Origin of the sequence: Candidatus Pelagadaptatus aseana (assembly GCF_040362265.1) — a bacterium.
In the GTDB taxonomy this organism is placed as follows: Bacteria; Pseudomonadota; Gammaproteobacteria; order Pseudomonadales; family Cellvibrionaceae; genus Pelagadaptatus; species Pelagadaptatus aseana.
The window spans coordinates 42,306-65,424 of sequence record NZ_BAABNJ010000001.1 but is presented as its reverse complement, the minus strand read 5'-3'; the positions used below and the strand labels follow the sequence as shown (position 1 = coordinate 65,424).

Annotated in this window: 19 protein-coding genes and 1 pseudogene; 18 read left to right on the top strand and 2 right to left on the bottom strand. The window is 52.3% G+C overall.

What is annotated here, in order from left to right; genetic code table 11:
- Window positions 1-188 precede the first annotated feature (188 nt).
- Window positions 189-1,505, top strand: coding sequence for an ABC1 kinase family protein (locus ACPXV9_RS00305; protein ID WP_423893670.1), 1,317 nt, complete (start codon window positions 189-191; stop codon window positions 1,503-1,505).
- A gap of 66 nt (window positions 1,506-1,571) precedes the next feature.
- Here the strand turns inward: ACPXV9_RS00305 and ACPXV9_RS00300 are convergent, their stop codons facing one another.
- The gene (locus tag ACPXV9_RS00300; RefSeq protein WP_423893669.1) at window positions 1,572-2,321 is read right to left on the bottom strand and encodes a hypothetical protein; all 750 of its coding nucleotides are present in this window, start codon (window positions 2,319-2,321) and stop codon (window positions 1,572-1,574) included.
- Between the two features lie 245 nt (window positions 2,322-2,566).
- On the opposite strand from ACPXV9_RS00300, the gene sbmA reads away from it, so the two are divergent.
- The gene (gene sbmA, locus ACPXV9_RS00295) at window positions 2,567-3,568 is read left to right on the top strand and encodes a peptide antibiotic transporter SbmA (RefSeq protein ID WP_423893668.1); all 1,002 of its coding nucleotides are present in this window, start codon (window positions 2,567-2,569) and stop codon (window positions 3,566-3,568) included.
- Window positions 3,569-3,794: 226 nt separating this feature from the next.
- Here the strand turns inward: sbmA and ACPXV9_RS00290 are convergent, their stop codons facing one another.
- Window positions 3,795-4,559 (bottom strand): SDR family oxidoreductase, encoded by a 765-nt coding sequence (locus ACPXV9_RS00290; RefSeq protein WP_423893667.1) that lies wholly within the window; start codon window positions 4,557-4,559, stop codon window positions 3,795-3,797.
- 278 nt (window positions 4,560-4,837) lie between these two features.
- Between ACPXV9_RS00290 and ACPXV9_RS00285 the strand changes: the two genes are divergently transcribed.
- From ACPXV9_RS00285 to ACPXV9_RS00210, 16 genes and pseudogenes are all read left to right on the top strand, one after another.
- Complete coding sequence (locus ACPXV9_RS00285; protein ID WP_423893666.1) at window positions 4,838-6,010, top strand: lipid-transfer protein; 1,173 nt, start codon at window positions 4,838-4,840, stop codon at window positions 6,008-6,010.
- 120 nt (window positions 6,011-6,130) lie between these two features.
- Window positions 6,131-6,571, top strand: coding sequence for a MaoC family dehydratase N-terminal domain-containing protein (locus ACPXV9_RS00280; protein WP_423893665.1), 441 nt, complete (start codon window positions 6,131-6,133; stop codon window positions 6,569-6,571).
- A gap of 18 nt (window positions 6,572-6,589) precedes the next feature.
- Window positions 6,590-7,012 carry a MaoC family dehydratase gene (locus ACPXV9_RS00275; protein ID WP_423893664.1) on the top strand — a complete coding sequence of 141 codons (423 nt, stop codon included), beginning with the start codon at window positions 6,590-6,592 and terminating at the stop codon, window positions 7,010-7,012.
- A 17-nt stretch (window positions 7,013-7,029) separates the two neighbouring features.
- Window positions 7,030-8,178 (top strand): acyl-CoA dehydrogenase family protein, encoded by a 1,149-nt coding sequence (locus tag ACPXV9_RS00270; RefSeq protein ID WP_423893663.1) that lies wholly within the window; start codon window positions 7,030-7,032, stop codon window positions 8,176-8,178.
- Window positions 8,179-8,340: 162 nt separating this feature from the next.
- Window positions 8,341-10,044: a diguanylate cyclase gene (locus ACPXV9_RS00265; RefSeq protein ID WP_423893662.1), complete on the top strand. Its 1,704-nt coding sequence runs from the start codon at window positions 8,341-8,343 to the stop codon at window positions 10,042-10,044.
- Between the two features lie 120 nt (window positions 10,045-10,164).
- Window positions 10,165-11,205 (top strand): AraC family transcriptional regulator, encoded by a 1,041-nt coding sequence (locus tag ACPXV9_RS00260; RefSeq protein WP_423893661.1) that lies wholly within the window; start codon window positions 10,165-10,167, stop codon window positions 11,203-11,205.
- Between the two features lie 114 nt (window positions 11,206-11,319).
- Window positions 11,320-11,850, top strand: a complete 531-nt coding sequence (locus ACPXV9_RS00255; RefSeq protein WP_423893660.1) for a phosphatase PAP2 family protein — start codon at window positions 11,320-11,322, stop codon at window positions 11,848-11,850.
- Between the two features lie 73 nt (window positions 11,851-11,923).
- Window positions 11,924-13,015, top strand: coding sequence for an MJ1255/VC2487 family glycosyltransferase (locus tag ACPXV9_RS00250; RefSeq protein ID WP_423893659.1), 1,092 nt, complete (start codon window positions 11,924-11,926; stop codon window positions 13,013-13,015).
- A gap of 91 nt (window positions 13,016-13,106) precedes the next feature.
- A complete protein-coding gene (locus ACPXV9_RS00245) occupies window positions 13,107-14,723 on the top strand; it encodes a methyl-accepting chemotaxis protein (RefSeq protein WP_423893658.1) in 1,617 nt (538 codons plus the stop codon).
- A gap of 68 nt (window positions 14,724-14,791) precedes the next feature.
- A complete protein-coding gene (locus tag ACPXV9_RS00240; protein ID WP_423893657.1) occupies window positions 14,792-16,147 on the top strand; it encodes an SLC13 family permease in 1,356 nt (451 codons plus the stop codon).
- Window positions 16,148-16,369: 222 nt separating this feature from the next.
- Window positions 16,370-17,119 carry a hypothetical protein gene (locus ACPXV9_RS00235; protein WP_423893656.1) on the top strand — a complete coding sequence of 250 codons (750 nt, stop codon included), beginning with the start codon at window positions 16,370-16,372 and terminating at the stop codon, window positions 17,117-17,119.
- Between the two features lie 15 nt (window positions 17,120-17,134).
- Window positions 17,135-17,656 carry a dihydrofolate reductase family protein gene (locus tag ACPXV9_RS00230; protein ID WP_423893655.1) on the top strand — a complete coding sequence of 174 codons (522 nt, stop codon included), beginning with the start codon at window positions 17,135-17,137 and terminating at the stop codon, window positions 17,654-17,656.
- A gap of 155 nt (window positions 17,657-17,811) precedes the next feature.
- Window positions 17,812-18,225: pseudogene (locus tag ACPXV9_RS00225) on the top strand (ATP-dependent zinc protease); the annotation flags it as partial.
- Window positions 18,226-18,306: 81 nt separating this feature from the next.
- Window positions 18,307-19,203, top strand: coding sequence for a 30S ribosomal protein S6--L-glutamate ligase (gene rimK / locus ACPXV9_RS00220; RefSeq protein WP_423894310.1), 897 nt, complete (start codon window positions 18,307-18,309; stop codon window positions 19,201-19,203).
- Window positions 19,204-19,533: 330 nt separating this feature from the next.
- A complete protein-coding gene (locus ACPXV9_RS00215; protein WP_423893654.1) occupies window positions 19,534-20,895 on the top strand; it encodes a hypothetical protein in 1,362 nt (453 codons plus the stop codon).
- 144 nt (window positions 20,896-21,039) lie between these two features.
- Window positions 21,040-23,091, top strand: coding sequence for an acetoacetate--CoA ligase (locus ACPXV9_RS00210; protein WP_423893653.1), 2,052 nt, complete (start codon window positions 21,040-21,042; stop codon window positions 23,089-23,091).
- The last annotated feature ends 28 nt before the right edge of the window (window positions 23,092-23,119 follow it).

Genomic DNA, 23,119 nt, shown 5'->3' with positions numbered 1-23,119 from the left:
GGCATTTTGGATGACCCCGATGCAGCATGGCGGTACCGCGTATCAGTACCTGTCAAAAGGGTTGAATGGCTCTGGCCCGCTTGAACCGGGAAGTGCCTTGATACGTAAAACCAATGGAGTCATGTCACCTGAATGCAAGATGGTTCGGGCATGGTTGGGTAAGCCTGAAAAACACAAAGGTCGTAACAGTGACAAAGAAACAACGAGCAGTACCATCCGGGCGCTTGAATCGATTCAGTAAACTGGGCTCGCTGGCAACCCGCGTCGCCGGCAGTGTCTTGACCAATGGGGCGGCTCAGTTGATCAAGGGCGAGCGCCCGGCGGTCAAGGATCTGCTGCTGACGCCGAGAAACATCGCCCGCATCGCCGATCAGTTGGCCAGTATGCGCGGTGCGGCCATGAAGGTCGGACAGCTGATGTCCATGGATGCGGGGGATATTTTGCCGCCGGCGCTGACGGAGATTCTCGCCCGATTGCGTAGCGAGGCTGATTCCATGCCACGCGCGCAGTTGCATCAGGCCATGGCGCAGGCACTGGGGCCGGACTGGCGCGACCGCTTTGCCTTTTTTGATGACGAGCCCGTCGCGGCGGCCTCCATCGGGCAGGTGCATGAAGCCATTACCCACGATGGCGATAAGCTGGCCTTGAAAATTCAGTACCCGGGGGTTCGTGAAAGTATCGACAGCGACGTCGATAACGTCGCGACCCTGTTAAGCATGACGGGGCTGATACCCAAGGGTATCGATTTTGCGCCGCTGTTGGACGAGGCCAAAAGGCAGCTTCACGCTGAGGCCGACTATCTGACTGAGGCCAGCATGATGCAGCGCTATCATCAGGTGGTCGCGGGTGATGAACGCTTCAGTATGCCCAAGGGTTTTGCCGAATTTACCTCCGCCAATCTGCTGGCCATGGGCTTTATGAACAGTGAGCCCATTGAGCTTTTGTACGAGGCGGATCAGCAAACCCGCAATGATGCGGCCGCCGCCCTGTTTGAATTGTTCTTCAAAGAGACCTTTGAGCATGGACTGGTGCAAACCGATCCTAATTTTGCCAACTATCGCTATTGCCCGGTCACCCGCAAAATTGTGCTGCTGGACTTTGGTGCCACACGGGAATACCAGAAAGAGTTTGTCGACCTGTATCGTGAATTGCTGTCGGGCGTGTTTCACCATCAGCGCGATCGAGTGTTATCAGCGGCGCTGGATATCGGTTTGATGAGTCGGGAGCTGGATGACTTCTACCAGAACTGCATTGTCGATATGTGCACAGAGGCCTGTGAGCCGGTGTGTTACGACGGCGTCTATGATTTCGGTCGCACCGATCTGATGCGGCGGCTGCACAATAAAGGCATGGCGCTGAGTCAGGACAAGGCGTTCTGGCATGTGCCCAAGGCGGATTCAATTTTTCTGCATCGCAAATTGGGTGGGGTGTTTTTGCTGGCCAGCCATTTGCGGGCCAAAATCAATTTGCGACAAATTGCCGAGGCCTATGTCTACCCAAACTGAATCCTACGATGGCTGTTCATGGACAGTAGTTTTTAATTGAAGACGGATTTGGTTGCAGGTGGATGTTTATTGAAAGTAGCTGTCTTCGATGGTTGTAAACGTGTTGTTTTTTTTCAGTTCAACAATCTGGCCACACAGATGATCCAACGCGGCTGTTTGATTCAACCAGTGTTTTCCCACGATCAAATGAATGGGCATGGTTAATACCCGTTGACCGGGAACGACGTCTTGTTTTGCGCCCAGTCGTTTGGCCAGAGCCTGAGCGTGTCGGCCATTCATGAGGATGGCATCGACCCGCTTGGCCAGAAGGTTTTTAACCATCAGTTCTATGTTGATGAATTCGATTCTCTTGTCTTTTCTGTGGGTGACCAGATCTTTGGGTGAGACCTTAACCACGCCCACTTTGAAGTTGTCCAGATTGTATGTCTTGTGTGGGTCGATATTCGAATCAGGGTGCCATACGGCGTGCACATCAACCATCAATATTGGTTCGGGGCACAGATGCATGGACGGCGGATAATCGGATTTTGCAATGTCTTTATAGCCAAGGAGAATCGTGGCTATGTCGGCCTTTTGTTTGAATAGTTCAGATATTTTTCTGAGGTTGGGGGCTGTTTGAGCATAAACTTCTACGCCGGCCGAGGCCATGATCGCGTAGACTGAATCCGGCAAAACACCATAAATACCAGTCGCGTCGTTAATTATGTAAGGCCACGCCCCTTCTTCGGCAATATATCGGGCCGTGTTTTTGAATGTGTCAGCCAAGCCTTGGGATGTCAGGCTGATCAGTATCAAAAACGTCAGTATTTTTTTCATGGAGATGGAAAGTGTTGCTCGCGCTGTTTCAGAAACTTTAGCATAGCACCTGCCATGCCCTATGGACTGTTGGCAAGGTGGAAGGCCGTTGTTATTTAAAAAACGCCTGAGTTGAATGTTTCCCGGTTAAGCAGGGCTTGCTGAGAATCCTTAAATATCAGGGAAAATTTGTTATGGTTGGCGGGGCAGGTATTGCAATAGCGTGATCAATAAACCCCATGGAATTATAAATAAGAACTTCCCCGATGTTTAAATCCTTCTTTCTGAATAAAAAATGGCTCCACTGGTCTTTGCTCGGCACCATCATCATTTTCGGTGTGACCTGGTACAAGGTGCAGTTGGACGTCAAAATCAATGAGTGGTTCGGTGGCTTCTACGACACCATTCAAAAGGCGCTGACGGAGCCCGGCGTCGTGACCTTTGAGGAATTTCTGGGTTATCTGCTCACCTTTGCCGGTATTGCCGGTACCTACATCGTGGTGGCGGTGATTCTGGAGTTCTACATTCGTCACTATGTGTTCCGCTGGCGTACCGCCATGAACGATTACTATATGCAAAATTGGCCCGGAATTCGGCATATTGAAGGCGCCGCGCAGCGGGTGCAGGAAGACACCATGCGGTTTGCCAAAATCATGGAGGGGCTGGGCGTGGCCTTTATTCGCTCGGTGATGACCCTCATTGCCTTTTTGCCCATCCTGTGGGGGCTCAGTGAACATGTGACGGAGCTGCCCTGGATTGGTGCCGTGGATCAGGCGCTGGTGTTTGTGGCCATCGTATCGGCCACCTTTGGCACGGTGCTGCTGGCCATTGTCGGCATCAAGTTGCCCGGTTTGGAATTCAAGAACCAGATGGTGGAGGCGGCGTACCGCAAAGAACTGGTGCTCGGTGAAGATCAGGCCAATCGTGCCGATCCTCCCACAGTTCGCGAGCTCTATGGCAATGTTCGCAAGAATTACTTCAACCTCTACAAGCATTACCTGTATTTCGATATCGCCAAGTGGTCCTACATTCAGTTCTCGGTGATCATTCCCTACATTGCGATGGCGCCCACCATTGTCGCCGGTGCCATCACCCTGGGTGTGCTGCAACAAGTGATTCGGGCGTTCAGCAAGGTGGAGGATTCCTTCCAGTATCTGGTGCATTCCTGGGCTACGATCGTCGAGCTGATGTCGATCTATAAGCGACTGAATGCCTTTGAAAAGCAGATCGGGGCCGACGACAGTCACGAGCTTGGAACCAGCGCCTGATATCGGTTGCTGTTGCCACTGAGGGAATCGTCGCTGCCGGCTTCCTGCCTCTCGCGAGATACGACCACCATGGATGGTGGAAGTGCAGTTATTGCAGGAGCAAATAACTGCCATTACATCCCTGTAAATAAAAAAGGCGCACGTTGAAGCGTGCGCCTTTGGTTTCTCGGTCGATGGCAAACAGTCGAATGGCAAGCAACCGAGAGTGCTCAGGTAAGGGACTCGGTTACAGAGTCACAGCACCGGATACTTCAATCACATCGCCGGACAGGTAATTGTTTTCCAGAATGTGCTGCACGGTCTGGGCGATGTTGTCCACGTCACCGATGCGCTTGAGGGGAACCATGGCAGCGAGCTTGTCCAGTGCCTCCGGAGGCATGGTGCGCAGCAGGTCGGTCTCGATGGTGCCTGGAGCAATGGCCATGGAGCGGATGTTATAGCGACCCAGCTCTTTCGCCCATACTTTGCTCTGAGCAACGATACCGGCTTTGGCGGCGGAGTAGTTGGATTGGCCGAAGTTGCCGTGATAAGCGATGGAGGCCATATTGATGATAACGCCTTCTTCCACACCACCTTCTACCATGTGGGCAGCGGCTTCACGGGCACACAGGAAGGCGCCTTTCATGTGAACGTCAACCACCAGGCTGTAGTTGTCGCCAGTCATTTTCTTAACGACCTTGCCGTCTTTTACCTTGATCAGAGTGGCGTCACGCAAAATGCCAGCGTTGTTTACCAGACCGTGGATGGCGCCGAAATCGGCAACGATCTGATTAAAGGTGGCTTCAACAGTGGCTTCGTCAGCAACGTTACAGTTGTACGGGCGTGCTTCAGAACCGGCGTCAGCAACCAGCTGAACGGTTTCAGCCATGGCGGCATCGTCCAAATCCAGCAGCGCCAGTTTGACCCCTTGCTTGGCCAGACGTACCGCAATAGAACGACCAATACCTTTACCACCACCGGTGATGGCAACAACCTTACCTTGCAATTCCATCCTGATCTCCTTCGATTTTCTGGGGAATATTTGCGAATTAATACCGGCGCCATTGGGCTTGCCGGTTAGAACGAGGCCATTCTGCATGGAGTTAAACAGGGAGGGAATGTTCTGGTATTACCTTTGAAATTGTCTAAATGTATCAGCTTTTTAAAACGAGCAAATTCGACAAGTCGCTTGTTATTTCCGCACATTCATTCCATTTCGACGCTGGCGCATAGTGTTGCCATCGCTGCGGGATAACCCCGGGCCAAGTTTCTCAAGACAGGAGATTGGAAATGAGTAAAGCAATTGTTGCCGGCGTCGATATGGTCAAATTCGCCAAGCCGGGTCAGTCCGAGCCGTATCGCGTGATGGCGTCCACGGCTATTAAAGGTGCTGTAAAGGAAGCCGGTATCGATCCCAAACTGATTGAGCAGGCCTTCGGTGGTTACGTTTACGGTGACTCCTGTTGTGGCCAGCACGCCCTGTACGATGCTTTTCAGGTGGGCATGCCGTTTGTAAACGTCAACAACAACTGTTCTACCGGTTCTTCTGCACTGTTCCTGGCCCGTCAGGCGGTGCAGTCCGGTGCGGTTGAGTGTGCTTTGGCGTTTGGTTTTGAAGAAATGCAGCCCGGTGCGCTGGGTTCTCACTGGGACGATCGCGAGTCACCGTTTGATGGTTTCCTGAAAGTACTGGATGACAAAGGCTACCCGGATGCGCCTCTGGCATTGCGCTGCTTCGGTGCCGCCGGTCACTACTATATGGAAAAGTACGGTGCCACTTCCGATCTGTTCGCCAAGGTTTCCGTTAAGACCCGTAACCACGCTCTGAACAATCCCTACTCGCTGCTGAACACACCGCTGACCGAGCAGGAAGTACTGGACGCGAAAGTGGTTTACATGGACTACCTGACCCGCTTTATGTGCTGTCCGCCTACCTGTGGTGCCGGTGCTGCGGTAATTGTCAGCGAAGCTTTCGCCAAGAAACACGGCATCAGCAACGGTGTTGAGATCGTGGGTCAGGCCATGACTACCGATACTCCTGATACCTGGGTTGATCCCATTGCCTTGGTCGGTGCCGGTATGACCCAGCGCGCTATTGCTTCAGTAACCGAGCAGGCCGGTATCGGCGTGGAAGAAGTTGACGTGGTTGAACTGCACGATTGCTTTACCACCAACGAAGTTATCACCTACGAAGGTCTGGGCCTGTGTGGCGAAGGTGAAGCCACTAAGTTTGTTGCTGACGGCGACAACACCTACGGCGGTAAGTTTGTGGTTAACCCGTCCGGTGGTCTGATGTCCAAGGGCCACCCGCTGGGTGCCACCGGTCTGGCTCAGTGCTACGAGCTGGTTCATCAGCTGCGCGGTACCGCTGACAAGCGTCAGGTTCAAGGTGCCAAAGTGGCGCTGCAGCACAACCTGGGTCTGGGTGGTGCAGCGGTTGTCACCATGTACAAGGCAGTTTAAGTCTATCGATTAATTCGTCATTGCGATCCACGAAGCAATCTTTTGTATCAGGACTATCCGTCAGGAGATTGCTTCATCATTTCATTCTTCGCAATGACCCGGAATTAGAGAATTTTGATTATGTTAGATCGCAGCAAAATCGGTCACGAGTTTCCCTCGTTTTCCGTGGATATTGAAAAGGGTCGCCTGAAGTTTTTTGCCAAGGCCATTGGTGAAACCAACCCGGTTTACACCGACGAAGAGGCCGCTCGCGCAGCCGGTTTTAAAGCACTGCCTGCGCCGCCGACGTTTATGATGTCGGTGGATCTGGATGCGCCTGAATTCCTGCCCATGCTGAGCCTGTTGGAAATGGATCTGGGCCGCGTGTTGCACGGTGCCCAGGACTTCGAATACATCGGCCAGATCTACGCCGGCGACACCATTACCCAGACCAGCAAGATTCTGGATATGTTCGACAAGAAAGGCGGCGCACTGGAGTTTATCGTGCTGGAAAGCGCCTACACCAATCAAGACGGTGAGTTGGTGGGCAAAGCCCAGCAAACCATCGTTTACCGCAATTGATTCTACGGAGTATTAGTTATGTCAGATACAGCCTTGAGCTCAGACAAGATTGGAGTAGGTACTGAAATTCCGTCTTTGGAATTGCCACCCATCAACCGTACCACCCTGGCGTTGTTTGCCGGTGCGTCCGGTGACCACAATCCGATTCATATCGACATCGACTTCGCCAAGAAAGCCGGTATGCCAGACGTATTTGCCCACGGCATGCTGTCCATGGCGTATCTGGGACGCATGCTGACCAACTGGCAGTCTCAGGCCAAGCTGCGTCGCTTCAGCAACAAATTTGCGGCGATTACCCAGCTGGCGGATGTGATTACCTGCTCCGGCAAGGTGGTTGAAATGATCGAGCAAAACGGTGAAACCATTGCTCGTTGTGAAATTCAGGCGGCTAAAGCTGACGGCACCCAGACTCTGGTGGGTGAAGCTTTGGTGGCGGTTTAATTTTTAGAGAGGTTGTTATGACTCAATTTGCAGACGCCAGTGAACTGGAACTGTTTCGCGATAACGTCAAACGCTACGTTGACGAGCAGATCGTGCCCAATTACGAAGCCTGGGAAAAGGCTGAAATCGTTCCCCGCGAAGTTTGGAATCAGCTGGGTGAGCAGGGCTTTCTGGCGGTAGATATTCCGGAAGAGTACGGCGGTTTTGGTTCCAGCTTTGAGTTTTCCATGGTGGTTGCCGAGGAATTCTGTCGCGCCAATCTCGGTGGGCTGGGTGGCTCAATGATGGTTCACTCCGACATTTGTGCCCATTACATTCTCAACAACGGCAGCGAAGAACAGAAGCAGAAATACTTGCCGAAAATGGTTACCGGTGAGTGCATTGGTGCCATCGCCATGACCGAGCCGGGTGCCGGATCTGACTTGCAGGGTGTGCGCACCACCGCCAAGAAAGACGGCGATGAGTATGTGATCAACGGCAGCAAGACCTTTATCACCAATGGTCAACACTGCGATGTGATCATTCTGGTCACCAAGACCAATCTGGACGTGCCGGGCGCCAAGGGCACCACCCTGTTCTTAGTGGACGCCAATGCTCCGGGCGTAACCCGCGGTCGCAATCTGGAAAAAATCGGTCTGCACGCCAGTGATACTTCCGAGCTGTTCTTTGAAGATGTGCGTGTTCATGAATCCGCCATTCTGGGTAAATTGGATGCCGGTTTTGCGGTGCTGATGGGCGAGTTGCAGCGCGAGCGTCTGGCACTGGCGATTGGTGCGGTTGCGGCCTCTGAAGGTTGTCTGGCGTTCACCAAGGATTACGTCAATGAGCGTCAGGCCTTTGGTGCGCCAATTGCCAAATTGCAAAATACCAAGTTCAAGATGGCGGAGATGGCCACCGAAGTGCGCGTCCATCGCGCCTTTGTGGACGAGTGTCTGCGCAACTTTATGACCGGCGATCTGGATGTGGCGACAGTGAGCATGGCCAAACTGTCCTGTACCGAAATGCAGGGCCGCGTTGCCGATGGCTGTCTGCAGCTACACGGCGGCTATGGCTACATGCAGGAATACGGTGTATCCCGCGCTTTTGTTGATGCCCGTATTCAACGCATCTACGGTGGTACTTCCGAGATTATGAAAGAGCTGATTAGCCGCTCTGTGCTGAGTTGATCTGATCTGGATCAAGAAGCCGTAATCTAGTGAAAAAAGCCGCGTGACTCTTGAGTTACGCGGCTTTTTTTGTGCCTGTGCCAGGCACATACTGAAATTGTAGGCAGGGAGCGCCCCTACCGAGCAGGATGCTTGCACAGCAACACCGGGATGTATTGGTACATGCAAAAAAGCATTAAGCGGCTGTTTTTAATTTTAACGGCCATCATCGTCATCAGTGATCTTATTTTTGTCACGATCAACTATCGTGCGGATCAGGATTCTCTTGAAACCAGTCTGCGCAAACAGGCGGTTAACTTTGAGCGCTCTCTGAATCTGACCCAGTCACTGGTGTATGAAAACATGCTGCAACTGGCCAGTTTTATTGGCAGTGATCGGGAGGTGCAGCAGTTGTTTTTGCAGGGTCGTGATGCGGTGGCGCAAGAGGGCGGTGGCGCCGGCGGAGCGCAGGCGGCAGAGGTGCGGCAACGACTTTATCAGAAGGTGGCGCCGAGCTGGAATAACCTGATGGAGCGCTTTGATGCGCGCCAGCTGCACTTTCATCTGGGGCCGGGATCCCTGAGTTTTCTGCGGGTGCACAAGCCCGGCAAGTTTGGCGATCGTATGGACGATGTTCGCCACATCATTGTCGATACCTATGCCGATCAGCAATCCAAAACCGGTTTTGAAACCGGCCGGGTCTATTCCGGTTTGAGAGGCACGGTACCGATTGTAGCCGAGCGCTCCGGGGAGCAGGAGTTGGTGGGGGTGCTGGAGGTAGGTACCTCATATAAAACGGTTCTGCAAAAGCTCAAACAGCGTGCCGGGGTAGAGAGTGTGGTGCTGCTGAACGAAGACCACGTTCAGGGCATTATGTGGCCAGAGTTTATCGAATCCAAACTGAAACGTCTGTTGCCGGGCTCGCCTTGTTTTGTGGAAGCCGCGTCGTCCCTTTTGGCGGTTGAGGTGCTGCAATCCTGTCAGGGATTGTCAGCTGACGGGCATGGACCGACAGTGACCCGCCGTCTGCATCAGGAGCGCGAGTACGCCATTATCCGGATTCCTCTGTCTGACTATTACAGTGAACACCGGGCTGAGGGGCGAGGAGGCTCTTTGGGTGCCGTTGAAGACTCTCTTGATGCCGTTGAAGACTCTGTCGGCGCCGTGGTGATTGTGACCGACATTACCCAGCAGGTGGAACTGACCCGGGAGCATTTGCGGGCCAATATTCAGATTGCGCTGGTCGGTTTTGTGATCATTGAGTTGCTGTTGTTCTTTGGCTTGCGGCTGGCGGTTACCCGATTGCAGGCCATGGTGGAAAAACGCACCGCACAGTTGCAGCAATTGAAGGATTATTACGAGGATCAGTCTCAGCACGACGGCCTGACCGGGCTTTATAACCATCGAACCCTGATTGAGTTGATGAATCGGGAGGTCGGTCGCAGTCAGCGCTATGGTGAACCGCTGTCACTGCTGATGCTCGATCTGGATCACTTCAAACACATCAATGATCACTACGGTCACGGTGTCGGCGATCAGGTACTGGAAGCGGTTGCGGCAGAGATCGAACGTCTGGCCCGGCAGACGGATATTGCCGCCCGTTATGGCGGTGAAGAGTTCTGTCTGTTGTTACCCAATACACCGCTGATCGGTGCCCTGGAGTTGGCGCAGAGACTGTTGGCTGCCATTCGGGAAGTGGAGATTTGTATCGATGGCAAAGTCATCGGCATTACCTCCAGTGCCGGCGTGGCTCAGTGGAGCCCGGTGCAGTCGGCGTCTGACTTTATCAACGCGGCCGATACGGCGCTGTATCGCGCCAAGCATTCCGGGCGCGATCGTGCCTGTGTCGCCAGCTATGACAGCGAGTCGGAAACAGAACCGGTCTAGCCCTGGGGGTCACAAAGATTGCTGTAAAGAATCGTTGCTCAGGGTAAATCCTTCCTGCGGCCGGAAGGATTTTTGATTACAATTGTCCCACCAGCATTGAATCAAATCGGTACCGCCCTTATGGCAAACGAACCTGTGGACAATACGGAAATTATCACCACCGCCAGTCATTTTCTGAGGGTGCTGTGTGAGCCATTGCAAAAGGCCGGATACGATGTCGCCGAGGTTTTTGCCGAGCTGGGTATCCCGGTCGCGGTATTGGATGACCCCCGTGGCCTGGTGCGCTCTGAACAATACCTGAGCCTGATTCGCAAGAATTGGGCGTTGCTCAACGACGAGTTTATGGGCTTGTCGGGTACACCGTGCAAACAGGGCCATTACAGTCTGATGGTGCGCTACATTCACCATCAGGATACCTTGCGGGCGGTGCTCAAAGAGATTGTGCGCTATTACAATATTACCCGCGATGATATCTCGGTGTCGGTGGAAATCCTCGAAGATGAAGTGGAGATGCGCTTTGGCTTGAGCGATGACAGTTTCGACACCCACCACTTTCTGGTCGAGTTTATGCTGGTGGTGTTTCATCGCACGCTGTGCTGGCTGACGGATACCAAAATGCTGGTAAACAATCTCTACTGGGATTATCCCGAGCCGGAGCATTCGTTTTTTTATAAAGGCCTGTTTGATGCAGACCACCATTTTCAGGCCGGTCGCAATGGTTTCAGCTTTTCCAAAAAATATTTGTCACTGCCCGTGGCCGTCAGTTACGAAGAACTGAAAGAGTTCCTGAAGCATGCGCCGGCGGATTTGCTGGTGACCCCGGGTACGGATAACACCTTTACCACCCGAATCAAAGGCATGGTGCTGACGCAACAGCGCGCGGGTCTGGGCTTGCCGGATTTTATTTCGGTGGCCCGGGAATTGTGTGTCAGCCCGCAAACCCTGCGGCGCAAGTTGCAGGCTGAAAATACCAGCTACCAGAACATCAAAGACGGTTTGCGCCGCGACATTGCCATCGACAAGCTGGTTAATGAAAATCTGTCGGTGGCCGAGATCGGTCAATTGCTGGGTTTTGTTGAGCCGGCTTCTTTTACCCGGGCCTTCAAACAGTGGACTGGTATCAGTCCGGCCGAATATCGGGAACAGAATTACCGCGGCTAGTTTGTTGCCGGGTAACTATTCGGTGGCCCTGTCATTGAATGTTCATTAAAGGGTAACCAAACGGCAATCGTGGTGCCCGAAAGTTTCTACCATGACGTTATTAGGATACATGGTATGGGACTGATACTGGAAAAAATGAATGATCTCGATTCCCGGGCTTTTGTTTGGGTGAACACCCGGCTCGGTAATCACTTTGAACGGCTGGTGAAGGGCGTTTCCCGCACCGGTGACGGTTATCTCTACGTCGGCATTGGCCTGCTGTTGTTGTGGCTTGAGCCGCAGAGGGGTACCCCTTTTTTTATGGCGACCCTGTGCGCCTATGGTATTGAGCTGACGGCCTATCTGGTGCTGAAAAACGGCATCAAACGCGAGCGACCTCAAGAACAGCTTGCGGATTTTTCGGCCCTGATAAAACCTTCCGATAAATTCAGTTTTCCTTCCGGTCACACGGCGGCGGCGTTTGTGTTTGCCTTTATGGTGTTTCAGTTTTACCCGGCCTACAGCGTCATCGCCTTTGTCTGGGCGGCACTGATTGGCCTGTCCCGGGTGCTGCTGGGAGTCCACTACCCCGGCGACATTCTGGCCGGCATGGTGTTGGGTGTATTCAGTGCCTCACAGGGGTTGGCTTTCTACACCAGTCTTTGATCTCAGTTATTCCATGTGCGGCCGGTTTGAATCGGGCGCAGTGCTATTTGTCTGTCACAGTATTTGAGTGTTTATGAAAATTTTATACGGCGTTCAGGGAACCGGTAATGGCCACATCACCCGGGCCAGAACCATGGCCAAGGCCTTCGAAAAATTCGCTGTGGAAGTTGACTGGGTCTTTACCGGTCGGCCGCAATCCGATTACTTTGATATGGAGTGTTTCGGCAATTACCGCACGTTGCAGGGGCTGACCTATGTGTCCGAGAAGGGCAGTATCAAACCCTGGAAAACCGCCCGACAACTGAACCTCAGGCAGTTCTTCAAGGATGTCGCGGGGCTCGATTTAAGTGCCTACGATCTGGTGATCAGTGACTTTGAACCGGTCACTGCCTGGGCCGCCAGACGCCAGGGCAAGCGATCACTGGGGCTGTCGCATCAGTGTGCGTTTCACTACGACATTCCCAAGCGTGGCAATAATTTTTTCACCGATCTGATCATGAAGTGGTTTGCGCCGGTGGATCTGCCGGTTGGTGTTCACTGGGGGCACTTCAACGGCCGGATACTGCCGCCGATGATTGAGCAGGATCATGGGGATGGCGAGGCGGTCGTGGATAACCATTATCTGGTTTACTTTCCGTTTCAGACACTGGATTTTCTGATCAGTCTGGTTGAGCCCTTCAGTGATCATCATTTCTTTATTTATCACTCAGTAGACGAACCCATCGATATTGGGCACATCCATGTGCGGCCATTTTCCCGCGCGGGTTTTCAGAATGATTTGCAGCGGGTGGCCGGCGTTATCTGCGGAGGTGGTTTCGAACTGCCCAGCGAAAGCATCAGCCTTGGTAAAAAATTGCTGGTCCAGCCGGTGCACGGTCAACTGGAGCAGCTCTCCAATGGTTTGGCTCTGCAGCAGCTGGGATTGGCGACGGTCTGTGACACCTTCGATCACGCCGTCCTGCGCGATTGGCTGGCCAATGGTCAGGCTTCCCGCGTCGTCTATCCGGACGTTTCCGCCGCCTTGGTGGAGTGGCTGCAGCAGGGGAATTTCAACAGCGACAATGGCAACAACATGGATGAGTTGGTTTGGCGCCTTTGGCGAGAATCCGGAGCGGTTCCCGGCTGGGCTGAAGATCAGGCGGACCTGAATCGGGTGCTGGCCTGACCAGCGCCGTTGTCTGGCCTGTCATAAATAGTTCACAACAGTGAAACATAATGCGGCGATATAACTTCAGGTTGCTTTGGGAGGTTTAGCTGTGCAGTTGAAGGTCAGACATAAATTATTGCTGTTGGTTGGGTTGCCGCTGCTGATGGGACTGGTGATTGTGATTTGGGTTAGCCACTCAATCAATCAACTGACCACCAAAACCACGCAAATTGCGGAAGACCGATTGATCCCCATTACGGAATTAACCGAGTTATCGGATATTTATTCCCGACAGGTGGTGGATCTCGCCCACAAAACCCGTGCCCAAATGCTGTTCTGGGGTGAAGCCAAAACCCAGATTGATGAGGCCAGAGCAACCCTGGATATTCGCTGGCAGGCTTTTCTCGATCGTGACTTGAGTGACACGGAGCAAGCCCTGATTGCAGAACATCAGGCGGCGTTTGATTCTGCCAGCGCCACCATTGATAAGTTGCAGGGGTTTATTGAAGAGAAATCCAGTTACAGCATGGGCTCGTTTGTGGATCTGCAGTTGTATCCCGGCGTTGAGCCTATGATTGGCTTGCTGCAACAGCTGAAAAGTCTGCACAAGCAACTGGCACTGGAGGCGCAACTGGAAGCCAAGAATCTGCGCCGGCAAAGTTTTATTGCGCTCGGTGCCATTGCCCTGTTGTCGGCGATCATTTCCATTGGTCTCGGTTGGTGGTTGGTCACCGGTATTAATCGCCGGGTCGATCGCATGCTCGCTGTGATTACGGATGTGGAAAAAAACCAGAACCTGACCTTGCGTATGGATATGCCTCAGGGGGACGAGTTCGGTGATATGGGGCGCCGTTTTGATCGCATGATGGTGACCCTCTCAGAATTGATCGGCGAGTTGCAGGGGCGCGGTGATTCTCTGGAGCGTGAAGCCATGGTGCTGGCGCAGGTCAATCAGGAAAATGAAACCCAGTCGTCAGAGCAGAAGCGGGAACTGGAGCGCTTTATGGACAGCATGGGTGCGGCCAACGATTCGGCCCAACAGGTGATTACCGGAGTGGCTGACACCAACCGCATTACGCTGGATGCCAAGGATACTGCCGCCCATGGTAACAGCACGGTACAGAAAACCATTGAGGCGATCTTACAGGTAGAGCACATCGTCAAGAGTACTGCCGACAGTATGGCGGAATTGCGAGCCAGCAGTGAAGCCATTGGTACGGTGGTGGATGTGATCAAGTCCATCGCCGAGCAGACCAATCTGCTGGCCCTCAATGCCGCCATTGAGGCTGCACGCGCCGGTGAGCAGGGGCGCGGTTTTGCCGTGGTGGCCGATGAGGTTCGTCAGCTGGCCAGTCGCACCGCCAGTTCGACTCAGGAAATTCAGGAAATCATCGAGAAGATTCAGGCCGGCACTCAGTCCTCCTCGGATTTGATGAAGCAGGCCGAGGATGCCACCCTCAATTCCGTGTCGCAGGCGGAACAGGCGGGCGCAGCCCTGCAGCAGATTACGGAAATATTCAATACCATTGTCGGTTCCAGCGGCGATATTCAGGCGGCTACCGAAGTCCAGATCGAAGCATTCAGCACCATGCAGCGCAACGTTGAGCGGGTTGATGGTTTGATTGATATGGGCTTTGATCTGTCGGTGAAAGGGGCCCGTGCCGGCAACGATATCGCCGAACAATCCCAGGGCATGAGTCGTCAGTTGTCGGTGTTTTGCGTCTGACGATTTATTCTGATTCGGTTATATTGGGCGCATCCTGACATTAAATAGACAGAGATCTTTCTGCCAACATGCGCTCATATCTCCTACTGGTTATCGCCTTTGTGGCGGGGGCCGGTGTGTTTCATTTGTTCCCGCAACAGCCCAGGCTGGCGGCGGGGCTGGCCATTCTGACGTTTATTGCCACGCTCTGGCTGACCGAGGCGATTCATATCACTGCAACGGCGCTGTTGGTGCCGGTGGCCGCTGCCGTTATGGGGTTGATGTCGGTCAAGGAAGCTTTTTCCAGCTTTGCCAGTCCCATCATTTTTTTGTTTCTGGGTGGTTTTGCACTGGCCGCCGCCATGCGCCAGCACAGTCTGGATCAGTGGCTGGCGCTGCTGGTAATTCGCTGGTCCCGGGGTAATTTGCGCATCGCGGTGCTGTTGCTGTTTCTGGTTACCGCCTGGACCAGCATGTGGATCAGCAATACCGCCACCACGGTGATGATGCTGCCGATCGCGCTCGGCTTGCTGGAAAAGCTGGATTGGGATGAGCACCCGGGGACCTTTGTGTTTGTGTTGCTGGGGGTGGCTTACAGCGCCAACATAGGTGGCATCGGCACATTGGTGGGCAGTCCGCCGAATGCCATTGCGGCCTCGATACTGGGGTTGGATTTTGCCTCATGGATGCAGATCGGAATTCCCATGGTGATGGTATTGCTGCCGGCCATACTGATGCTGCTGTGGCTGATGTTACGCCCCCGTTGGCCGGTATCGGAGGAATTGCTCACCGAAGAGCTGCCCCACATTACTGTCTGGACGCCTCAGGCTAAAGGTGTGTTGCTGGTGTTTGCCTGCGTGGTGACCTGCTGGTTACTGAGCAAGCCACTGAGTCAGCTGTTGGGCATCGATAAAGGCTTTGATGCCCTGGTGGCAGTATTGGGGGCGGTGGTGTTGCTGGCCTGCAAGCTGCTGGACTGGAAGCAGTTTGAGCAGGACACCGAGTGGGGTGTACTGTTGCTGTTTGGCGGAGGTATTGCCCTGAGCGGGGTGCTTTCGCTCACCGGCAGCAGCGAGTATCTGGCGCAGCAGCTGGTCGCCATCTTTGCCGGTATGCCCGCTGTCCTGTTTCTGGCTCTGGCGGTGGGTTTGATGATTCTGCTCACTGAGATATCCAGTAATACCGCCAGTGCTGCGTTGTTTATCCCGATTTTCTATTCCCTGCCGGAGGCGCAGATCGGCCTGTCGCCGCTGCTGCTGTCACTGTCGATTGCCGTGGCTGCTTCCTGCGCCTTTATGCTGCCGGTGGCGACCCCACCCAACGCCATTATGTTTGGTACCGGGTTGATTCAACAGCGCCAGATGATGCGGGTGGGACTGGTGTTGAATCTGGTTTGTATTGGCCTGATCACCACGTTTATGCCGCTACTTGCGGTTGATTTGTGACTGCATTAGAGTGTTCGGTCACTTTGGGGCGGGCAGATGTTATTTCCCTGCTTCAAGTCTAAGATAAAAATAAGAGCCAATGGCATTGGCCTGATTGATAGGCTCTATTGCTCTGGTTTATTGCTTTAGTTGATTGTTGGGTAGGATTGGAGAGGTAGCATGAGATCCTGCAGGGGTTCTGACCTGAAAAAAATAATAAAAAATGGGTTAATGGTTTGCTTGATGGTGTTGGGCACGATCGCTCACGCAGCGGCACCAGACAATAAGAAAATCACCAGTCTGAGTTACCTGATGTACCACACGCCGCCCATGGGCTGGGTTGATGATCAGGGCAAGGCTCAAGGTATTTTCCACGAGATGGCCCAGCGGTTAGTGGCAGAAGTTGATCCGACAATTCAACTGCATTACGGCGATGCCACCGACAAGCGTTTACTGCACAAGCTGTTGGCCGGTGAGGTTGATTTTATCTATGGCGTCTACGACCCGAGGCTGTTCGATCACGCGGTGATGTTGTCCCATGTCGGTGCGATGCCGCTGGAACTCTGGAGCCTGCCCGAGCAGCCCATGACCACCAATCTCGATCTGCCCGATGCCCAGATTGCTCTGATCAGTATCTTTGCGCGGCAACCGATATTGCACAAAAGTGACTTGTTGATTCAATCCTCTTCCAACCCGCTGGTGAAAATGCTGCTGGCCAAGCGCGTGGCAGGTGTTGTTGGGTTGCGACCTGTTCTGCAATACGGCGCCTATAATGAGAGGAAGCGACCGGAGGATTTTGTGCGCATGCGTCTGACTGAAGTCAATGCCTATCTCTGGGTCAGCAAAAATTCAAAAATTAATCAGAACCTTGAGCTCTGGCAGGAAGCGGCCCTGCGTGGAAATTCGCCGGAAGTGTTTGATCTTTTGGCCTCCCAGATGCAGGACAAATACTCACCGGAAAAAAGCGCCAAGGGCCGAAGGCCGCCTCGTTGATTCTGAGGAGTCTGCATGAAAGTGACCTATTATGTGGCCGCCAGTCTGGATGGTTTTATCGCCAAGGCTGATGGCGATGTGTCATGGTTGGATCAACTTGGCATTTCCATGGACGAGAGCGGTTACGAAGAGTTTTACGCAACGGTGGATGGCTTGATCATGGGGCGTAAAACCTATGAGATGATCGTCAGTTTCGGCGAGTGGCCCTACGGCGAAAAGCCGGTTTGGGTGTGCTCTTCAACGCCTCAAAGTCCGATGTCGGGCTGCAATCTGCAGCCTGAAACCGATCCGCAAACGGTGTGTGATAGTGCCCGGCAAATGGGGATTGAACATCTCTGGTGTGTGGGAGGCGGTGGTTTGGCCGCTGCCTTGCTGCAAGCCGATTGCCTGACCAATGTGTCTGTATCGCTGATGCCGTTGCTGTTGGGTGAGGGCATCCCCCTGTTTGCGGAGTTGTCGGCAGATCATCGACTGACCTTGGTCAATCACAGGCTGCATGGCTCCGGCATGGTGCAGTTGGAATACCGGCTTTCATAGAAATATTCAATGTCTATCAGGTGCCATTATTACGTCGATTACTGCAGTTAAAATCGCAAGAAATACCCCTTTGAATTTCTGTCAAAAGGCGATATTCACCCACGATAAATTCTTATATGATCCGCCCTAGATAGACTCCACCCACCTTTGTTGAGATGACAATTATGATCGACAGCAAATTGATTGTTGGCAGTGAAGAATGGTGCACATTTCCCAGTTTGAATATTCCTGCAATTAAAGCGCGAGTGGACTCTGGTGCTAAGACTTCGTCCATGCATGCTTTCAATATTCAATCGTTCAAAAGAAATGGTGAATCTTGGGTTAGTTTCGAAATTCACCCCATCCAGAATGATCGAAAAACCACGGTCAGATGCGAAAGCCCTGTGGTTGATCGGCGATACGTTAAAAGCTCCAGTGGCACAAGAGAAAAGCGATTTGTAATCAGTGCCCCTTTGCAGATGGGGGGTGATGTATGGGAGGTTGAATTAACTCTTTCCAATCGCGACAGCATGGGTTATCGAATGTTGCTCGGCAGAGAGGCCATGAGCGGTCGAATGCTGGTTGATCCTTCTGCCAGTTTTTGTCTGGGAGATATGGCAGCCACTGAAGTGTCACAACTGTATGGCATTACAGAACAAGCAGCGGGTGGTTTGAAGATCGGTGTTCTTGCCAGCAATCCAGAGCTCTACAGTAATCGACGCATCATGGAGGCCGGTGAGGAGAGAGGGCATGAAATGCTCTTTCTCAATATCAAGCAATGCTACATGCGCCTGGATGCTGATAATCCAGAGGTTCATTACCGCGGTGGGCGCATACTCAACGATTTGGATGCGGTCATCCCCCGTATTCGCCCCAGCTTAACCTTTTATGGTTGTGCTTTAACACGGCATTTTGAAAGTCTGGGTGTCCACACCCTGAACGGCTCAGATGCCATCACGTCATCCAGAGACAAGCTGTTCTCGCTTCAGCTTTTGCAAAAAAGTGGCCTGGATATCCCCACAACAGGTTTTGCCAATTCACCCATTGATACTAATGACTTGATTGAGATGGTTGGTGGGGCGCCCCTTATCGTAAAGCTGTTGGAGGGGACTCAGGGTAAAGGCGTTGTTCTCGCGGAAACCAAGAAGGCAGCTGAGAGCGTTATTAATGCCATTAAATCATTAAGAGCCAACCTGCTTGTGCAAGAGTTTATTAAAGAGGCTGAGGGAAAAGACCTGAGGTGCTTTGTGATTGATGGGAAAGTTGTAGCCTCAATTGAAAGGACTGCCGCGGCTGGAGAATTCAGGGCCAATATTCATCAGGGCGGCACTGCTGCAATTGTGAAGATCACTCCAGAGGAAAGAAAGCTTGCCCTCAAGGCTTCCAAAACCTTGGGGCTGAAAGTTGCTGGTGTAGACATTATCCGGTCAAGCAAGGGGCCACTACTTCTAGAAGTGAACTCATCACCAGGGCTGGAAGGCATAGAAACCGCCACAGGAATTGATGTGGCCGGTTCAATGATTGCTTCTATTGAGAAAACGCTGAAATGGAAGAAGCCTGTTCATTGATGATTTAGGAAGCCCTCTTGGCGGGAGGGTTTATGATGTCCATTAATTAATTATTGCCGGCGACTTGGCCCTCTTGATTACTGATGCGTAGAATAAGTTTGGCTCGAAGGGAAATGACCGTATTGCGAATGCTGGTCGTTAAAATCAGTTTTACCCGTTGGCGTATTTCTCGTTCTTTCTTAAACTGATAGTTGATAATAAACCATTCATTATATTCGGCTTGTAAAGATAGAGTTGATGAAGATTAAGGGCGAAGTGCTGGATAGGTAAGGCAGTTTTCCAGTTAGCATGAAAGGCACGATGCATAATTTAATAAGGATATAAATTATAGTGAAATTGAAGAAGTCTTTGTCTTGTATTCTTTTATTAATTTTCAGTCATGCGTTGCATGCCAGTTCATTGTCCAAACAAACCTTGACTCTCAGTTGTACATTCGCCTCGGGTAGTGTTGCGTCAGACTTTTTACTTGATCTATACAATGAAGCTTGGGGTCCTCTTGGTTATCGAGTTGAATTTGAGCAGATGAAGCCAGCTGAAGCCATTATTGCGATGCGGGAAGGGCGAGTTGATGGCAGTTGTGGTCGGGACAAACAATTCTCATTACTTCATAAGTTACCCAATGTAGCTTCGTTGCAACAATCATCAGCGACCACGTTGATGCATGCCATGGCGTTTCGAGGTGTCGATATTTCGCCTGACCGAGCCCGACTTACCGTTGGGTATATTCCCGTATTCAAAAGTGCAACTGTAGAATTAAAAAAAATGGGATATGGTCAGATTGTACCCTTCGATTCTTTTGGTGCGCTGATGGAAGCATTGGCTTCAGGTGTAGTGGACCTGGCGGTATTGCCAGATGCGATATTGATGTCAAATAATGAAAAGCTTGCTAAAAATTTTGTGAGCCATGCCATTGTTTATTCTCAGTCTGGTTATGTGCAACTGACAGAAAAATGGTGGCCAAACCTGAATTCATTCAGCCGATCATTGAAATCCACGCTTAACAAGAGAGATGTCGCTCAGCCACATGTCCAAATAGGTCGGGTGAATAATCAGAGCGAAATGATTTTTGGATGTGCCACAAAATTTAATGGGCATATTTATAATGGATTTAAAACCGCTGCTGAAAAGATATTCGAGAAAATTGGATATGGTTTCAGGATGGTTCATATGACAAGGCTCAGAGAACAGACTGAGCTTGAAAAAGGGAATATCGATGGCACTTGCGCGCGAACTGAATACTATCTTCGTCAAGTCAGCCGTAATGCTCTGATGATAGATGTCCCCACTGTCATCGATCATCTTGAGGTGTACAGCAATACTCCCGGTCGACAATTGAGAACATTCGAAGATTTTTCACCGAGTGACCGTATTGGTATTGTCAACGGTACCAATATTTTGAAGAAAGAATTGGAACCGATAAGTGATCAAGTTATTACGGTATCTGACGTGAGAACCGGCTTAACGATGCTAAGTTCCGGAAAGTTAGACCTGTTTGTTGATTTTCAACGCTTGGTCAATGAGCACATCCAAAGGGTACCGTTGAATTCATCGATTTACGGTGCGGGAAGAGTTGCTTCCTATTTCTATTATCCGGCGATTCATCAAAAGCATGAAAAACTCCTTCCTGAAATTAACTCGCAGTTTATGGGGTTAATCCAGGCTAATGGCCAGACAACTGTAGTCATGCATTAGGTGTGTGCTATTTGAAGAATGTTGATGAACCTTATTGTTGCTGACAGGTTGAATAAGTTTGGCACGAAATCCCATGCCGGTTCAGGCGCTTTTTTTTATAATTTAGTGCTCTGATAGTACGGCTGAACCTGTGGGGGCGTTTGAATGGCTGAATCCAAAGCATTGCATTGTCTGTCTGTTGCGGACATGAGTGAAACCCGTTGTGGCGAGTTTGTGGACTTCGTGGCAAAGCGCACGGGACTGGATTTTGGCGAGCTGGGCGGGCCGGCCTATCAGAAGCTGCATCAATGGTCTGTGGATGAGCTTGAGACTTTCCACGATCTCGCCTGGGATTTTATGGGGATGCAGGGCGACAAGGGCAGCCGGGTGCTGGCGCAGCCGGACAATATGCTGGAAAGCCGTTTCTTCCCCGAGGGAAGCATCAGTTACACGGAAAATATGCTCAATCGCGCCAAAACCCACCCGCAGGACCCGGCGATTATTTCCCGGGTGGTTGGTCGTGACAGTGATCGGGTGCTGAGTTGGCAGGCACTGTGCGATGACGTCAGTCGCTGGGTGCAGGTGTTGCAAAAGCTGGGTGTGGCAGAGGGCGATCGGGTCTCCACCTATTTGACCCATATTCCTGAGGCCTACGTGATTTTGCTGGCCTGTGCCGAGCTGGGGGCGATTTTTTCATCCGTGGGTACCGAGATGGGAGCTCAGGCTACTGCCAATCGCTTCCGTCAGATTGAGCCCAAGGTACTGATTGCGGTGGATGGCTACACCCATATGGCTCGTCCGGGGCAGCCGGGCAAGCGCGAGGAGCGGCTGCCGATCGTCGCTGAGCTGCAGCAGCAAATTCCCAATCTGGAAGCGACGGTGATTATTCCCAATCTGGAGGAGAATCCGGATTTGCATGAGCTGTCGGGCAAGCATTATCTGGCGCCTGAATTGTTGCAACAGTGCCAGCCGGCACCTCTGGCCTTTACCCGTCGGGAATTTAATTACCCGTTGATGATTTTGTTTTCCTCCGGTTCCACCGGCGAGCCAAAGTGTTTTGTCCACGGTGTCGGTGGCACCCTGTTAAAACATGGTATTGAGCATCAGTTACAGTGTGATACCCGTCCGGGGGACCGTTTCTTTTTTCACTCCACCACCAGCTGGATGATGTTCAACTGGTTGGCCGGAGGGCTGGCGCAGGGTGTCACTCTGTTGATTTACGACGGCAACCCGGTGTACCCGGCGATGGATGCCCAGTTGCAGTTTGCCGCCGAGTACGGCTGTACCCACTTTGGTATTGCCGCGGCCATTATTCAGGATGTCTGGATGAAAAATTCGGTGGATACTCTGTCTCTGGATTTGTCCGCCATGCGGCAGATGATGTACACCGGTTCGGTTCTGTCGGAAGAAGGTTTTAACTACGTTGACCGTGCCATCAAGCCGGGTATGAGCATTAACGGGATTTGTGGTGGCACCGATTTTGTCGGTTGCTATGCGGCCGGTAATCCGCTGGCTGCCACCTACGCGGGTCAGTTAAAAGGGCCGGTGCTGGGTATGGCGGTCGAGGTCTGGGATGATCAGGGTAACGCCTTGGCTGAAGATCAGGTGGGGGAGCTGGTGGTTTCCAGACCCTTTGCTTCAAGACCGCTGTATTTCTGGAAGGACGAGGGCGGTAAGCGCTACCAGTCGGAATACTTCGAGCATTTTGCCGGTTTGGGTTGCACCGTGTGGCGTCACGGCGATGCGGTCAAGTGGATGAACGATGGTCAGCTGGTGATTGAAGGGCGCAGTGATACGACGCTGAATCAGGGCGGTGTTCGTCTCGGAACCCAACAAATTTACGATGCCATGGCGCATCCGCAGTTGCAGTCACTGGTGGTGGATTCCCTGGCGGCCAGCTTTCAGGACAGTATTGGCAGTGAGCACACCATTTTGTTTTTGCAGATGGCCGAGGGCACAGAACTGGATGACGCTCTGGGCAAACAGATCAAAGCCATTATTTCCGATTCGGTTGGCCGCCTGTGTACACCGCACAAATTGATTGCTGTCCCCTATCTGTTGAAAACCCCCAATGGCAAGAAGGCGGAAAAGCCCACCGCGCAATTGCTGAAAGGCAAGGTGCTGGATTCGCCGGAAACTTACGGTATGGATGGTGGTCAGTATAAGGCCGACCTCTACATTGAATGGGCAGAAAAGCTCAAAGCCGAGTTTGGCTGATCAGGGCTGGCTTCGGGGCTGGTCGGAC